At 73.5% G+C, this 14765-nt stretch carries 19 protein-coding genes; 10 read left to right on the forward strand and 9 right to left on the reverse strand.

The features are described from left to right. Window position 1 precedes the first annotated feature (1 nt). Complete coding sequence (locus J3P32_RS01810; protein ID WP_210438168.1) at window positions 2-988, reverse strand: carbohydrate kinase family protein; 987 nt, start codon at window positions 986-988, stop codon at window positions 2-4. A 62-nt stretch (window positions 989-1050) separates the two neighbouring features. Between J3P32_RS01810 and J3P32_RS01815 the strand changes: the two genes are divergently transcribed. After that, window positions 1051-1305 carry a hypothetical protein gene (locus tag J3P32_RS01815; RefSeq protein WP_210438169.1) on the forward strand — a complete coding sequence of 85 codons (255 nt, stop codon included), beginning with the start codon at window positions 1051-1053 and terminating at the stop codon, window positions 1303-1305. Between the two features lie 79 nt (window positions 1306-1384). Here J3P32_RS01815 and erpA read toward each other — a convergent pair whose 3' ends face one another. Together erpA and J3P32_RS01825 are read right to left on the reverse strand one after the other, a co-directional pair. After that, on the reverse strand, window positions 1385-1744 hold the full coding sequence (erpA, locus tag J3P32_RS01820; RefSeq protein ID WP_210438170.1) for an iron-sulfur cluster insertion protein ErpA: 360 nt from the start codon (window positions 1742-1744) through the stop codon (window positions 1385-1387). Window positions 1745-2075: 331 nt separating this feature from the next. Further along, complete coding sequence (locus J3P32_RS01825; RefSeq protein ID WP_210438171.1) at window positions 2076-3158, reverse strand: glycerate kinase family protein; 1083 nt, start codon at window positions 3156-3158, stop codon at window positions 2076-2078. Between the two features lie 41 nt (window positions 3159-3199). Here J3P32_RS01825 and J3P32_RS01830 point away from each other — a divergent pair, with 41 nt between their 5' ends. Together J3P32_RS01830 and J3P32_RS01835 are read left to right on the forward strand one after the other, a co-directional pair. Beyond that, window positions 3200-3616 (forward strand): SRPBCC domain-containing protein, encoded by a 417-nt coding sequence (locus J3P32_RS01830; RefSeq protein WP_210438172.1) that lies wholly within the window; start codon window positions 3200-3202, stop codon window positions 3614-3616. Continuing rightward, window positions 3613-4500, forward strand: a complete 888-nt coding sequence (locus tag J3P32_RS01835) for a GNAT family N-acetyltransferase (protein WP_210438173.1) — start codon at window positions 3613-3615, stop codon at window positions 4498-4500. The genes J3P32_RS01830 and J3P32_RS01835 overlap by 4 nt, the downstream gene beginning before the upstream one ends. A 3-nt stretch (window positions 4501-4503) precedes the next feature. Here the strand turns inward: J3P32_RS01835 and J3P32_RS01840 are convergent, their stop codons facing one another. Further along, window positions 4504-5730: a glucose-1-phosphate adenylyltransferase family protein gene (locus J3P32_RS01840; RefSeq protein ID WP_210438174.1), complete on the reverse strand. Its 1227-nt coding sequence runs from the start codon at window positions 5728-5730 to the stop codon at window positions 4504-4506. Window positions 5731-5787: 57 nt separating this feature from the next. On the opposite strand from J3P32_RS01840, the gene nadA reads away from it, so the two are divergent. Both nadA and J3P32_RS01850 read left to right on the forward strand, forming a co-directional pair. Next, entirely contained in the window at window positions 5788-6960 is a 1173-nt protein-coding gene (nadA, locus tag J3P32_RS01845; RefSeq protein WP_210438175.1) for a quinolinate synthase NadA, read from the forward strand. Window positions 6961-6976: 16 nt separating this feature from the next. Then, entirely contained in the window at window positions 6977-8167 is a 1191-nt protein-coding gene (locus J3P32_RS01850; RefSeq protein ID WP_307807651.1) for a winged helix DNA-binding domain-containing protein, read from the forward strand. Window positions 8168-8176: 9 nt separating this feature from the next. On the opposite strand, the gene J3P32_RS01855 is transcribed toward J3P32_RS01850, so the two are convergent. From J3P32_RS01855 to J3P32_RS01875, 5 genes are read right to left on the reverse strand one after another with little or no spacing between them, the layout of a single operon-like run. After that, window positions 8177-9406, reverse strand: coding sequence for a sensor histidine kinase (locus tag J3P32_RS01855; protein ID WP_210438176.1), 1230 nt, complete (start codon window positions 9404-9406; stop codon window positions 8177-8179). Continuing rightward, window positions 9403-9975: a PspA-associated protein PspAB gene (gene pspAB, locus J3P32_RS01860; protein WP_210438177.1), complete on the reverse strand. Its 573-nt coding sequence runs from the start codon at window positions 9973-9975 to the stop codon at window positions 9403-9405. Before pspAB ends, J3P32_RS01855 begins: the two co-directional genes overlap by 4 nt. Before the next feature lie 10 nt (window positions 9976-9985). Further along, entirely contained in the window at window positions 9986-10885 is a 900-nt protein-coding gene (gene htpX, locus J3P32_RS01865) for a zinc metalloprotease HtpX (protein WP_210438178.1), read from the reverse strand. Between the two features lie 13 nt (window positions 10886-10898). Further along, the gene (gene pspAA, locus J3P32_RS01870; RefSeq protein WP_210438179.1) at window positions 10899-11177 is read right to left on the reverse strand and encodes a PspA-associated protein PspAA; all 279 of its coding nucleotides are present in this window, start codon (window positions 11175-11177) and stop codon (window positions 10899-10901) included. Continuing rightward, window positions 11174-11968, reverse strand: coding sequence for a PspA/IM30 family protein (locus J3P32_RS01875; protein WP_210438180.1), 795 nt, complete (start codon window positions 11966-11968; stop codon window positions 11174-11176). Before J3P32_RS01875 ends, pspAA begins: the two co-directional genes overlap by 4 nt. Before the next feature lie 155 nt (window positions 11969-12123). Here J3P32_RS01875 and J3P32_RS01880 point away from each other — a divergent pair, with 155 nt between their 5' ends. The 5 genes from J3P32_RS01880 to J3P32_RS01900 all read left to right on the forward strand — a co-directional run bounded on the left by J3P32_RS01880 (window position 12124) and on the right by J3P32_RS01900 (window position 14754). Then, entirely contained in the window at window positions 12124-12705 is a 582-nt protein-coding gene (locus J3P32_RS01880) for a DUF3043 domain-containing protein (protein WP_210438181.1), read from the forward strand. Further along, window positions 12702-13274 carry a GNAT family N-acetyltransferase gene (locus J3P32_RS01885; protein ID WP_210438182.1) on the forward strand — a complete coding sequence of 191 codons (573 nt, stop codon included), beginning with the start codon at window positions 12702-12704 and terminating at the stop codon, window positions 13272-13274. The genes J3P32_RS01880 and J3P32_RS01885 overlap by 4 nt, the downstream gene beginning before the upstream one ends. A gap of 106 nt (window positions 13275-13380) precedes the next feature. After that, window positions 13381-13605 carry a hypothetical protein gene (locus tag J3P32_RS01890; protein ID WP_210438183.1) on the forward strand — a complete coding sequence of 75 codons (225 nt, stop codon included), beginning with the start codon at window positions 13381-13383 and terminating at the stop codon, window positions 13603-13605. A 76-nt stretch (window positions 13606-13681) separates the two neighbouring features. Then, window positions 13682-14458 (forward strand): AzlC family ABC transporter permease, encoded by a 777-nt coding sequence (locus J3P32_RS01895; RefSeq protein WP_210438184.1) that lies wholly within the window; start codon window positions 13682-13684, stop codon window positions 14456-14458. Then, window positions 14458-14754: an AzlD domain-containing protein gene (locus tag J3P32_RS01900; protein WP_246849852.1), complete on the forward strand. Its 297-nt coding sequence runs from the start codon at window positions 14458-14460 to the stop codon at window positions 14752-14754. The genes J3P32_RS01895 and J3P32_RS01900 overlap by 1 nt, the downstream gene beginning before the upstream one ends. Window positions 14755-14765 lie beyond the last annotated feature (11 nt).

The raw sequence follows: 14765 nt of genomic DNA on the forward strand, positions 1-14765 counted from the left end.
CTCAGGGCCGGATGGTGCGCAGGTGGGGCTCGAAGTCGGCGACCGCGGCGTCGCCGTAGGTCGCCGCGCAGCGCTCGAGGAAGGCGCTCCGGCCGATCTCGTACTCCTGCGTGCCGATCTGCTCCACGACGTGGACGGCGAGGAGGCAGCCGAGCTGGGCGGCGCGCTCGTGGCCCAGGCCCCAGCTGAGCGCGGCGAGGAACCCGGCGCGGAAGGCGTCACCGACGCCGGTGGGCTCGACCTTCTCGATCTCGGGGACGGCACGGACGACGACCGACTCCTCGCCCTCGCGGTCGATGCGCACGCCGTCGGGGCCGAGGGTGACGACCCAGGTGCCGACGCGCGAGAGCACCTCCTCGCGGCTCCAGCCGGTCTTCTGGGTGATCAGGCTGGCCTCGTACTCGTTGGAGAAGAGGATCGCGGCGCCGTCGATCAGCGGTCGGATGAGGTCGCCGTCCCCGAAGGCGAGCTGCTGGGAGGGGTCGGCGACGAACCGGTACCCGCGCTGACGGCACTCCTCGGTGTGGCGCAGCATCCCCTGCGGGTCGTCGGGCCCGACGAGCACGTAGTCGGGCTCCCCCACGCGGTCGACGATCGGCTTGAGCTCGATCTCGCGCGACTCGCTCATCGCGCCGGCGTAGAAGCTGGCGATCTGGGCCATGGAGGAGTCGTTCGTGCACACGAAGCGCGCGGTGTGGCGCGTCTTCGAGACGTGCACGGAGTCGCAGTCCACGTTGTGGCGCTCGAGCCAGGACCGGTACTCGGCGAAGTCCTCGCCGACGGCCCCGACGAGCACCGGGCGCAGGCCGAGGTTGCCGAGGCCGAAGCAGATGTTGGCGGCGCAGCCGCCGCGGCGCATCTCCAGGTCCTCCACGAGGAACGACACCGACAGCTTGTCGAGCTGGTCGACGACCAGGCTGTCGGCGAACCTGCCGGAGAAGGACATCAGGTGGTCGGTCGCGATGGATCCGGCTACGAGGAGGGACACGCCGCGACACTACCGTCAGGTACGCCTCGGGATACGCATCAGTAGCCAATAGCGTCGTCGTCATGACGACGTCGCGACGCCCCTCCTACTTCGTCCGTGAGGACCTCGGGACCCCCGCCGAGATGGCCGCCGACGGCCGGGCGGCCGGGCGCAACCTCGGCCTGCAGGGCCGCCTCGAGCGTGCTGCGCACGCAGCCGTCGCACCTGCCCCGAGCCTCCGGTTCGAGGACTACCCCGACGAGGTGGGCAAGCGCGAGATCCGGGTCACCGACGCCGCTGCCCGCCTCGCCAACGCGCTCCACCTCCACCTGGACTGAGCACGGTCGTCCGCAGGGACGACGAAGGCCCCCGCCGGTGGCGGGGGCCTTCGAGGTGCGGTGCGGGGTGCGGGACGGCTCAGTGGAAGCTGTCGCCGCAGGCGCAGGAGCCGGTCGCGTTGGGGTTGTCGATCGTGAAGCCCTGCTTCTCGATGGTGTCGACGAAGTCGATCTCGGCGCCGTTGAGGTAGGGGACGCTCATCCGGTCGACCACCACGGTCACGCCGTCGAAGTCGGTGGTGACGTCGCCGTCGAGCGTGCGCTCGTCGAAGAACAGCTGGTAGCGCAGGCCCGAGCAGCCGCCCGGCTGCACGGAGATGCGCAGGGCCAGGTCGTCGCGACCCTCCTGCTCCAGGAGGCTCTTCACCTTGCTGGCGGCGACGGCGGAGAGGTTGATCTGGTCGGTGCGGCGCTCGGTGGTCTCGACCTGCTCGGTCATCTCATCACTCCAGGAAGTCTCGGGGTACTGCTTGCGTCAATGGTCGCACACCGCGGGTTATTCCCGAACGCTGCGAGGAGCCGGCGACGCAGTCGCCGGATCCGCTGCAGCGTGAAGCGGCGCAGCACGGCGTCAGCCGGGCCAGCCGACACTCGTGTCGGAGCCGGCGACGCAGTCGCCGGATCCGCTGCAGTGTGAAGCGGCGCAGCACGGCGCCAGCCGGGCCAGCCGACACCCGTGTCAGCGCCGAGGAGCCGGCGACGCAGTCCCCGGATCCGCTGCAGCGTGAAGCGGCGCAGCACGGCGCCAGCCGGGCCAGCCGACACTCGTGTCAGCGCGACCACGTGCGCGCCACCCGCGCCGCGAGGTCGGCCAGCGCCTCGGCGGGGGCGCACATCGCGCGCTCCTCCCCCACCAGCTCGACGAGGGAGTACGCCGACTCGATCCCGAGGGCGCGCATCTCGCGCGCGCCCACGAGGACCTGCCCGGCCAGCGCGATGCACGGGCGCAGCGCCTTGGAGGCGATCGAGGCCACGCCGTAGGGCACCTTGCCGGCACGGCTGGAGAAGTCGAAGGCGCCCTCGCCGGTCACGACGAGGTCCGCCCGGCCGGCGCGGGCCGCCAGGGAGACGGCGTCGGCGACCAGGCCGATGCCCGGCGCGCGGGTCCCGCCCAGCGCCAGCAGCGCATAGCCGATCCCGCCTCCGGCGCCGGCACCCTTCTCGAGGGACGTACGCCGGTCCGTGGCCGCAGCGAACGACTCGAGCCAGCCGTCGACCTCCGCGACCCGGTCCTCCGCGATGCCCTTCTGCGGCCCGAAGGTCTTCGTGGTGCCGAACAGCCCGGTGAGCGGGTTCTCGACGTCGCTCGCCGCGACCAGCGTGACGCCCTCGAGCCGCGAGCGCGCCGCCGTGAGGTCGACCGTGGTCACCGAGGCGAGGGCGGCGGGCCCCCCGTCGAGGTCGCCGTCGGCGACGGCACCCAGGGCCGAGAGCACCCCCGCGCCGCCGTCGTTGGTCCCCGAGCCGCCGAGACCCACCACGACCGTCGTCGCCCCGCTCCGCACCGCGTCGAGCACCAGCTCGCCGACACCTCGGCTCGACGCCGTCCCGACGGGGCCGGACACCAGGTGCAGCCCGGCGGCCTGCGCGCTCTCGACGTACGCCGTCTCGCCGACGCGCAGCACCACGGCAGGCACGGGCGCGCCGTGCGGGCCGGACACGGTCACGGCGGCGAGCTCGCCGCCGAGCGCGGCGTGGAGCACGTCGACGAAGCCCGGCCCCCCGTCGGCCATGGGCGCCAGGTCGAGTTCGTCGTGGGGCGCCTGCCGACGCCAGCCGGCGGCGATGGCCTCGGCCGCCTGCACCGCGGACAGGGTGCCGGCGAACTCGTCCGGGGCGATCAGCACGCGCATGGCTGCATCCTTGCAGTGCTCGCGTGGGGCATGCTGGGGGCATGACCCTGCCGCCCATCGTCGCGGAGGTCACCGTGCCGGTGACCCCGACCGAGGCCTTCGTCGGCTTCACCGCCCAGATGGGCGAGTGGTGGGACCCGATGCTGAGCCCCGACGGCGCCACGTTCACCGGCATCGCCATCGACCCCGACGGCCCGGTGGCGTCCGTGCACGGCGACGAGCAGTACGTCTGGGGGCGCGTCCTGGAGTGGGACCCGATCGGTCGCTACACCCAGGAGTTCTGGCTCGGGCACGCGGAGGAGGCGCCGACGAGGCTCGACGTCACGTTCACCGAGCACGCCGGCGGCACGCTCGTCCACCTCGAGCACGGCGGCTGGGCCGACGGCAGCGAGGACGTCCGGGCGAGGTACACCCACTGGGACGACCTGCTCAGGCGCTACGCCGCACACGTGTCATGAGCGCTGCCGTCGTCCGGCCGATGCGCCAGGAGGACGTGGAGGCCCTCGCCGAGATCACCGCGACGAGCTACTACGAGGTCGACGCCCGGACCTACCAGCGATCCTGGCCCGACCCCGTACGCCGTCCCGCCGCCCGCAACGGGCACTGGATCCGCCGCACCAGCCGGGCGCTCGTGACCGACCCGGGCGGCTGCTGGGTCGCCGAGGTCGAGGGCGAGGTGGTCGGCGGTGCGGTGTCGCGGGTGCGCGAGCTGATGTGGATCCTCGCCTCGTTCGCCGTCCGACCCGAGCACCAGGGCCGCGGGATCGGCGCCCAGCTGATGTCGGCGGCCCTGCACCACGGGCGGGGCTGCCTGCGCGGCATGTTCGCGGCGAGCGCCGACCCCGGCGCCGTGCGCCGCTACCGGCTCGCCGGCTTCGACCTGCACCCGCAGATGCTGGTGACCGGCGTCGTCGACCGCAGCGCGATCCCGGTCGTCGAGCGGGTCCGCGGCGGCTCGGCCGGCGACGTCGACCTCATGGACAGCATCGACCGGCGCACCCGCGGCGCCGCCCACCTGGGCGACCACCTGCTGCTGCTCGACCAGTTCCGGCTGGTCGTCACCGACCACACCACCGGCTCCGGCTACGCCTACGTGGACGACGACGGGGCGCCCGTCCTGCTGGCGGCCACCAACAGGCGCACGGCCGCCAGGCTGATGTGGGAGGCGCTGGCCTCCTCCGCTCCCGGCACGCAGGTGTCGGTGCACCACATCACCGCGGCCAACGCCTGGGCGCTCGACGTGGGGCTCGAGGCCCGGATGGCGATCCACACGAGCGGCTACCTGTGCCTGCGGCGGATGAAGCCCCCGGCGCCCTACCTGCACCACGGCTCGCTGCTCTGAGGGTCAGGCGTCCGAGCCGGGCTCGAGCCGTGCGCCTGCGGCCACCTCCCCCGACACGGTCGAGTCGCGGCCCACGAGGACGAGGTCCTCGTCGCGGACGACCCGGCCCGACGGCTCGCCGCCCACCCGGGCGCGTGCCACCACCTCGCAGCGCTCGTCGACCACGGACGTCCGCACCACGGCGCCCGCCCTGATCACGCAGTCCTCCATCACGATGCTGTCGTGGACCTCGGCCCCCTTCTCGACGACCACACCCGGGCCCAGGACGCTGCCCACCACCAGACCTGCCACGTCCGCCCCCGGCGAGAGGAGCGCGTCGCGGCACTCCCCCGACGCCCGCACCCGGGCCGCCGGACGGTCGGGCCAGTGCGAGATCACCGGGCGGCCCGGGTGGTCGAAGACGTCGACGGCGCCGGACAGCAGGTCGCGGTGCGACTGCAGGTAGAGGCTGGGCTGGCCGACGTCTCGCCAGTAGCCGGTGAGCGGCACGGCGACGGCCTTCCCGGTCTCCACCAGTCGCGGGAGCAGGTGCTCGCCGAAGTCGCCGATGCCGCTGTCGCCGTCGTCCTGCTCCCCGGACAGCTCCTTGCGCAGGTCGTAGAGCGTCGCCAGCAGCGCCTCGGTGTCGTAGAGGAAGATCTCCGTGGCGACGGTCCCCGACGAGGGACGCGCGGGCTTGCTCTCCACGCCCGTGATCGTGCCGTCGGGTCCGGCGAGCACCACGACGTTGTCGGACGCGTCCTTCTTGCTCACCTCGCTGGTGAGCACCGTCGCCACCCGTCCCGCGGCGACGTGCTCCTCCACCACCGGGGCGAGGTCCATGTTGAAGACGTGGTCCGCGCTGCACACCGCGAGCGTGCGCGCACCGAAGGACTCGAGGTCGGCCGACATCCGCAGCAGCAGGTCGCCGTTGCCGTGGGCGAAGCCGCTCTCGGTCGCGGGTCCGGTGCCGGTCTGCGGCACGATGCGGCGGAAGCCGCCGCGGTTGCGGTCCAGGCTCCAGGGCCGGCCGCCGGAGAGGTAGTCGTCGATGGAGGTCACCTGGTACTCCAGCGACACCCACACGTCGTCGAGCCCCGCGTGCACCAGTCCCGAGAGCGCGAAGTCGACGAGGCGGTGCACCCCGCCGTAGGGCAGCGCGGGCTTGGCTCGCTCGCGGGTCAGCACGTCCATCCGCGACCCCTGGCCGCCGGCCTGGACCAGGGCGAGCACATCTCCGCGTCGTTGCATGTCCGACAGCCTGCCACCGCCGGGAGGGAGTCAGCGACCCCTCTTAGGATGACCGGCATGAGCATCGTCGACCTGCCGCTCCTGCCGCTCGGCAAGGGCCGCGACCTCGACGCCGAGCGCGGCGTGGAGTGCCCCGGCGACCTGCCGATGGCGTCCGACCCGTCGCTGGTCGCCCGCGTCCGGGCGGCGAAGGAGGCGCTGGGCGAGCGGGTCTTCGTGCTGGGACACCACTACCAGCGCGACGAGGTGATCCAGTTCGCCGACGTCACCGGCGACTCCTTCAAGCTCGCCCGGGACGCCGCCGCCCGGCCGGACGCCGAGTTCATCGTGTTCTGCGGCGTGCACTTCATGGCCGAGTCGGCCGACATCCTCACCTCGCCGTCGCAGCGGGTCGTGCTCCCCGACCTCGCGGCCGGCTGCTCGATGGCCGACATGGCCCGGCTCCGGCAGGTGGAGGACGCCTGGGACGCCCTCGCCGACGCAGGCGTGCAGGACACCGTCGTGCCGGTGACCTACATGAACTCCAGCGCCGACATCAAGGCGTTCTGCGGGCGCAACGGCGGCGTGGTCTGCACCTCCTCCAACGCCGACGTGGCCCTCGAGTGGGCCTTCGGGCAGAAGCCCGGTGCGAAGGTGCTCTTCCTCCCCGACCAGCACCTCGGGCGCAACACCGCCGTCCTGCAGATGGGCATCGGCCTCGACGAGTGCGTCGTGTGGGACCCGCGGCTCCCCGGCGGCGGCCTCAGCCCCGAGGAGCTCCGGCGCGCCCGGATGATCCTCTGGAAGGGCCACTGCTCGGTGCACGGCCGCTTCTCCGAGGACGTCGTCGACGAGCTGCGCGCGGCGCACCCCGGCATCAACGTCCTGGTGCACCCCGAGTGCCGGCACGAGGTCGTGCTCAAGGCCGACCTGGTCGGCTCGACCGAGTTCATCATCACGACGATCGAGGCCGCCGCGCCGGGCACCGTGTGGGCCGTCGGCACCGAGCTGAACCTCGTGAAGCGGCTCGCCGACGCCCACCCCGACAAGACGATCGTCTTCCTCGACCGCGACGTCTGCTACTGCTCCACGATGGACCGCATCGACCTGCCCCACCTCGTGTGGGCGCTGGAGAGCCTGGTCGCGGGCACGGTCGTCAACCAGGTCACCGTCGACCCCGAGACCGAGGCCGAGGCCCTGGTCGCGCTGCAGCGGATGCTCGCCCTGCCCGGCCGCTCGCACCGCGCCTGAGCCGGCGGGGGGCGCGGTGACCACACGTCCACGCATCGGCGACACCGAGCGGCGCCGCCGCATCGGCGTACGCCACGGCCTGGCGCCCGCCCACCGGTTGGACTCCGTCGAGGCGGTCACCCACGCCATGACCGCGCTGCACTCCACCGAGTACGCCTCGGTGCACCTGGCCGTCGCGGCGCGATCCAAGGGCCTCACGCCCGCCGACGTGGACGTCGCCCTCCACGACGCGCGCACGGTGGTGCGGCAGCTGGCCATGCGGCGCACCCTCTTCGTGTTCCCGCGTGAGCTGCTCCCCGCCGCCTGGGGCAGCGCGTCCGCGCGGGTGGCGGCCGCGGAGCGCAGGCGCATCGCCAAGGCGATCGTGGCAGCCGGCATCGCGGACGACGGCGCCGCCTGGCTGGACCGGGCGTGCGCGGCCACCCTCGAGCGGCTGGCGGCCGGCCCGGCGACCACGGCGGAGCTCCGCGCCACGGTGCCCGAGCTGGCCGGGAAGGTCGGCGGCGACACCGGCAAGCCGTGGGACCGTGCGGTCCCGGTCGCACCGTGGGTCCTCACCCAGCTCGGCCTGCAGGGCGCGGTCGTACGCGGTCGCAACGCCGGCCACTGGCGGGTGAACAAGCCGACGTGGACCCGCACCGAGGACTGGCTGGGCGCGGTGCCCGACGCGCTCGACGAGGCGGCCGGCTACGCCGAGCTGGTCCGCGGCTGGCTCGCGACGTTCGGTCCCGGCACGGCCGCGGACGTCCAGTGGTGGCTCGGCTCGACCAAGACCGCCGTCACTCGGGCCCTGGCCGACGTCGAGGCGGTGGAGGTGACCCTCGGCGACGGCACCACCGGCTGGGTGCTCCCGGGCGACACCGAGGACACGGGGCCGGTCGAGCCCTGGGCCGCGCTGCTGCCGACCCTCGACCCCACCGTCATGGGCTGGAAGGCCCGCGCGTTCCACCTCGACCCCGCCCACGTCCCCTTCCTGTTCGACACCAACGGCAACGCCGGCACCACTGCGTGGTGGGACGGCCGCATCGTCGGGTGCTGGGTGCAGGACGAGGCAGGCACGGTCCGGCTCTCCCTGCTCGAGGACGTCGGGACCGAGGCTCGCACCGCGCTCGAGCACGAGGCGGAACGGCTCACCGCGTGGCTGGACGGGACCGTCATCGGCAACGTCTACGCCTCGCAGCAGATGAAGCTCGCGCGGCTGCCCTGACCGGGTCGGTCAGTCCGCGGCCGCCGGCAGCTCGAACCAGAAGACCGAGCCGCCGCCCGGCCGCTCGTCGACTCCCATCGAGCCGCCGTGCGCCTCCACGATCCGACGGCAGGTGGCCAGCCCGATGCCCGTGCCGTCGACCGACTTGTCGAGGCGCGCGAGCGGCGCGAAGATCCGCTCGCGCTTGTCGGCGGGCACTCCCCGGCCCCGGTCGCGCACCTCCAGCCGGTGGTGCCCGTCGAGGGCCCGGGCGCCGACCTCGATCTGCGGCTCCTCGCCGTCGACGGTGAACTTCGCCGCGTTGTCGACGAGGTTCATCAGCACCGAGCGGAGCTGGACCGCGTCCCCGCGGACGGTCGGCAGCGCCTCGTGGCTCACGCTTTCGCGCGACACGCGCCCGGCGAGGTCGTCGAGCGCCGCCCCGAGCTCGACCTCGAGGTCGACCGCGTCGTCGCCGGGCGCGGCGCCCTGGGAGGCGAACTCCAGCAGGTTGCTGATCATGCCGGACATCCGGTCGACGCCGCGGCGCGCCCGGGCGACGGTATCGACCTGGAAGGGGTCGCTGACCTCGAGCTCGAGTGACTCCAGCGACAGTGACACCGACGTCAGCGGGTTCTTCAGGTCGTGGCTGACCTGTCCGGCGAAGTGGACCAGCCGCTCGTTGGCGGTGCTGAGCCGGGCGTTGACCTCGCTGAGCCGCCGCGACGCGAGCTCGAGCTCGAGCACGTCGACGACGCGGTCGGCCAGTTGCGCCAGCCCGCGCTCCGCCGCAGGGGTCACCTCGTGCACCTGGTCGTCGAACACGCAGAGCGTGCCGATCACGACCCCGTCGGGGGTGCGCAGCGGCTGCGAGCCGTAGTAGCGGATGTCGGCGAGCTCCCCCGTGGTCCAGGGGTTCTCGGCGAAGCGGACGTCGAGGCCGGCGTCCTCGACGATGATCGGGCGTCCCGACTCGACCACGTGGCGGCACATCGACTGCTGCATCGGGGTGTCGCGTCCCTCGAAGCCCGAGGTGGCGACCTGGTGCTGGGTGTCGCCGCTGAAGAGGTTCACGGCCGCGAAGGGGACCCCGGCCACCTGGGCGGCGAGCTCCACCAGGGAGTCGAGCTCGCGCCGCGGCGGCCCGCGCAGGACGTCGTACGTCGCCAGCGCCCGCTCGCGCTGCCGGACGGTGTCGCGGTCGCGGTCGTGGGGGTGGTCGTGGGGGTGGTCGTGGGGGTCGGGGTGGAGGTCGCTCACAGACCGGGCGCCTTCCAGACGGCCAGCCAGCGCTGGGGATCGGGCTCCATGGGCAGCTCCTCGGCGAGCAGGTCGTTCACGGAGAGCTCGAGGAGCGTGTCCCGTGCCTGGTCGCCGCTGGGGGCGAACGGGTAGAAGGTGCCCTGCTTGTAGAGGTACGTGAGCCCGAACCGCTGCCCGGACGCGCTGGCGAACGGCACCATCGAGCAGAGCAGGCCGGACTCGAAGCCGTTGAGCTCGAGCGTGGTGTTGACCGCGTGCAGGTCGGTGCACAGCCCCGCCACGTCGTCCGGGTCGCCCTGCACGACCAGCCACGTGAAGCCGAAGTCGTCCTCGCTGAGCGTCACCTCCGGCGCCTCGGCGTCGTCGCGGATGAGCGCGAGGACGTCCTGCTGGGTCTGCGCGAACGCGGCGCCCGTCGCGGACCGGTAGCACACCGAGCCGGTGCCGGTCGGCGCGAAGCCCAGCGCGGTCTGGAGCGTGATCGCCGCGCTCGGCACGTGGAACAGCGCGTCGAGGTTGTTGCGCTTGGGCCGCGTCCGCGCGCGCATCGCCTCCCAGAGCCCCATCACGCCACCGTCAGCCGGCCGGCCGGCTGAGCTCGGCCTGGATGCGAGCCAGCTGCTCGAGCCGCTGCTGGAGGGGCGGGTGCGTGGCCACCAGGCCGCTCAGGCCGCCGCTGAACGCCGGGACGATGCACAGCGCGCTGGCCGCGCCCGCCCGGAGGTCGCGCTGCGGGGTCACGCCCGCCTCGCCGCTGATCTTCTGCAGGGCGCTCGCGAGCGCTCCCGGCTTGTAGGTCAGGTACGCGCCGGCGCGGTCGGCGCTCAGCTCGCGGTAGCGCGACAGGAGGCGCAGCAGCAGGAAGCTGACGGCGTACACCACGAGGCTGACGACGATCGAGACGAGGACGACCGGCAGCGCGCTGTTGTTGCGCGAGCGCCCCATCGCGCCGTACTGCGCGAAGCGCATCATCAGCCCGGCGGCGATGCCGGCCGAGGAGGCCACCGTCATCACCAGGACGTCACGGTGGGCGACGTGGCTCAGCTCGTGCGCCAGCACGGCCTCGAGCTCCTCGGCGTCGAGCGTCTGGAGGATGCCGGTCGTCACGCACACCACCGCGCGGTCGGGCGACCGGCCGGTCGCGAACGCGTTGGGCACCGACATGTCGGCGATGCCGACGCGCGGCTTCGGCATGTCAGCCAGGGCGCACAGCCGGTCGATCATGCCGTGCAGCTCGGGCGCCTCTCCCGGCGTCACCTCGCGGGCGCGCATGGCCCGCATCGCGACCTTGTCGGAGCTCCACCACTGCCAGAAGGCGATGCCGATGGCGACCACCGCCACGACCGGGGCGTAGCCGCTGCCGACGACGTTGATCAGCGCCACCACGAGGCCGACGAACAGTGCCCCGAGGAGGAACATGGTGAGGGTCATCCGGGCGGTGAGCCCGGTGTCCTTGATGAATCGCGAGGTGGCCACCTGGTGGTGCGCCTCACCCGGGGATCAGGCCGTCGTCGCCCAGGAGCTCGCGCACCTCGTCGATCGTCGCGTCGGGCGGCGGCAGGATCAGGTCGGACTCGTCGAGCGCGTCGAGGGCGTGGTGGGTCCCGCTGGAGCGCACGGCGGACAGCAGGCCGTGCAGCGCCGTGCGGAACATGGCCTCGTCACCGGACTCGATGGCGTGCTCGATCTGGCTGTCGAGCCCGTTGAGGGCGTCGAGCGCGTGGTCGTCGAGGTCGTACTGACCCTCGCCGAGGATGCGGACGATCATGCCCGGCCGCCCTCGTTCTCGCCCTCGACGCGCACGGCCTCGGGCGCGGCGGCGAGGATGTCGCCGCCGTCGGAGGCCTCGATGGCCTGCGGGGTGCTGGCGGCCTTGAGGCGGGCGAGCTCGGCCTCGACGTCAGAGCCCGAGCTCAGGGCGTCGAGCTCACGCGAGATGTCGTCGCCGGCGTTGAGCTGGGAGGCGTCGTCGAGCGCGCCCGAGGCGATCAGCTCGTCGATGGCCTGGCCGCGGGCCTGCATCTGCGCCGTCTTGTCCTCGGCCCGCTGGATCGCGAGGCCGACGTCGCCCATCTCCTCCCCGATGCCCGACATCGCCTCGCCGATGCGCGTCTGCGCCTCGGCGGCGGTGTAGGTGGCCTTGATGGTCTCCTTGCGGGTGCGGAAGGCCTCCACCTTGGCCTGGAGGCGCTGCTGGGCCAGGACGAGCTTCTCCTCCTCGCCCTGGAGCGTCGCCTGCTGCTCCTTGAGGGCCGTGATCTGCGACGAGAGCCCGGACTTGCGCGTCAGCGCCTCGCGGGCGAGGTCCTCACGACCGGCACCGATGGCCCTCTCGGCCTGTCCCTGCAGCTTGGCGGCCTGCTGCTCCAGCTGGTTGACCTGCAGCTCCACGCGCTTGCGGCTGGTGGCGACGTCGGCGACGCCGCGCCGCACCTTCGACAGGAGCTCGAGCTGGCGCTGGTAGCTGTAGTCGAGGGTCTCGCGGGGGTCCTCCGCCTTGTCCAGGGCCTTGTTGGCCTTGGAGCGGAAGATCAGGCTGATGCGCTTCATGAGGCTCATCGGGGTGGGAACCCTCTCTCGGTGTTGCGGTGCCGGGACGTCGTCCTCACCCTAGAACCAAACCCAAGCCGGAGGTAGGGCATCCGGTGAGGCCGCTCCGCAGCGGCGCGGCGATAGGCTGGCCCCAGCATCCGAACCATGTGAAGGCAGCTCCTGTGTTCCGTCGTACCAGCTCCGAGCCGGAGACCCCCACCACCTACGAGAAGGCGGGCGGCAAGGGCCGTCCCACCCCGACCCGCAAGGAGGCCGAGGCGGCGGCCCGGGCCCGGGCCAAGGTGCCGCGGACCCGCAAGGAGCAGGCGGCCGCCCAGCGTGCGGCGCGCGGGGAGGCCTCGCGCAGCATGCGCGAGGCGATGAAGACCGGCGACGACCGCTACCTGCCCAGCCGTGACCGCGGTCCGGTGCGCCGCTTCATCCGCGACTTCGTCGACTCGCGCTTCTCGTTCATCGAGCTGATGGTCCCGCTGCTGATCGTGTCGATGGTGCTCGGCTACTCCGGCAACAGGGACATGGTGCAGCTCGGCAACACCGTCCTGTTCACCACCCTGCTGGTGATCGTGGTCGACATCGTCATGCTCCGCTTCCGGCTGCGCCGCGAGCTGGCCCGCCGCTTCCCCGGCGAGCCCACCAAGGGCACCACGCTCTACGCCGCGATGCGCTCGCTGCAGATGAAGTTCCTCCGCCTGCCCAAGGCGCAGGTGAAGATCGGCGAGAAGCTCCCCGAGACCTACCGATGAGCCACCCGCACCCTCACCCGGGCGGCGGGGGTCCCGGTGCCGACGTGTCGGTGCGGGTGGCGTGGGCCGACGACGCCGAGGCCATCGCGGCGCTGCAGGTGCGGGCCTGGCCCGCGCTGTACGCCGGCGTGCTGCCGGCCGACGCGCTCCCCACCGACGCCGACGCGGTGGCCGCCCAGTGGCGCCGGGCGCTCACCCGACCGGCCGACGCGCGCAACCGCGTGCTGGTCGCCCTCGAGCGCAACCGGGTCGTCGGCTTCGCGCTGACCTCGCCGGCGACCGACCCCGACTGCGACCCGGTCGCCGACGGCGAGCTCGCCGAGGTGACCCTCGACCCCGACGAGCGGGCGAAGGGACACGGCTCCCGGCTGCTCCAGGCGGCGGTCGACACCCTCGCCGCCGACCGCTTCACCCGCGCCGTGACGTGGGTCAACGCCGGCGACGACGCGCTGCGCACCTTCCTCACGGACGCCGGCTGGGCGCCCGACACCGCCCACCGCGAGCTCGACCTCGACGGGTCCGGCACCACCACCGTCAAGCAGGTCCGCCTCCACACCGCGATCGGCTGACGCGGCCCGCCCCGCGGTGGAACCGCCGCTCGGGCTGCTTGTATTTCCCGCGCTGGGAGGCACCATGGAAGTCCGGCTACTCCGCCGGCCCACCAGGGGGGTCCAGGTGTTCGGTCCGCTTCCCGCTCTGCACAGGTTCGTCCTCGTCCTCGCTGCCGTCGTCGTGTGCGTCGGCATCGGCCTCTGGCTCGGCGCCGCGCCGGAGTTCCCGCTCGACGTGGGCATGGGGCTCGTGGTCGGTGCGGCGGCCGGCGCGGCCGCGGCGTTCGCGCTCGTCCACGACCACCGTCGCCGGGAGCGGACCGTGCGCGCCCGACGCCGGCACCTGTAGCGCGCAGCCGCGGGCCGTCCCGGACGCGCCCGGAGCCGGCGGCGGGGCGAGCCGCCCGATGACCTAGCCTCGGGGCGTGACCGACGCCGCCCTGACGCCGAACGAGCGCTCGGGGATCGTGCGCGACGGCCTCGCCGTCGGTGTCGCCACCGGCGCCTACGGGATCGGCTTCGGGGCCGTGTCGGTGGCCTCCGGGCTGAGCGTCGCGCAGACCTGCGTCCTCTCGCTGCTGATGTTCACCGGCGCGAGCCAGTTCGCCCTCGCCGGCGTGGTCGCGGCGGGCGGCGCGCCGATGTCGGGCGCGGCGACCGCCCTGCTGCTCGGCACCCGCAACACGCTCTACGGGCTGCGGATGGCGCCGCTGCTCGCATGGCGCGGGTGGCGCCGCCTGGCGGCGGCCCACGTGCTCATCGACGAGTCGACGGCCATGTCGGTCAACCGCGGTACGACCGAGGCTGCGCGCCTGGGGTTCCTCACGACCGGGTGGTCGGTCTTCGTGCTCTGGAACCTCGCCACCGTCGCCGGCGCGCTGGCCGGCGAGGCCGTCGGCGACCCGCGGACCTTCGGCCTGGACGCGGCCGTCGGGGCGGCGTTCCTCGCCCTGCTGTGGCCCCGCCTCGCGAGCCGGCGCAACGTGCTCGTCGCGATCCTGGCCGCGGCTGTGGCACTGTCGATGGTGCCGCTCACCGCTCCCGGCGTGCCGGTGCTGGCCGCCGGCGGCGTGGCGCTCCTCGTCGGGGTCCTGGCGAGGCGCCCGGACCGCACCGGCGCCCTGGCGGCCGGCGCCCCGGCGGACGACGCCTCGGCGGACGACGCGGGACGCGAGGACTCGGCGGCGGGCGGTCACCGCTGATGTGGACCGCGGTGCTGCTCGCCTGCGTCGGCTGCTACCTGCTCAAGCTCGCGGGGCTGTCCCTGCCGGAGCGGGTGCTGCACCACCCGACGGTGGAGCGGGTGGCCGACCTCATCCCGGTCGCGCTCCTCGCCGCGCTCGTCGCGGTCCAGGCTTTCTCCGCGGGCACCTCGCTCACCGTCGACGCTCGCGCCCTCGGCCTCGGCTTCGCCGTGGTGGCGCTCCTGCTCCGGATGCCGTTCCTGGTCGTCGTGGTCGGGGCGTCGGTCGTCGCGGCCGTGGCGCGCCTGCTCTGACGACCTCGGCC

This window comes from Nocardioides xinjiangensis (assembly GCF_017916385.1).
Taxonomy (GTDB): Bacteria; Actinomycetota; Actinomycetes; order Propionibacteriales; family Nocardioidaceae; genus Nocardioides; species Nocardioides xinjiangensis.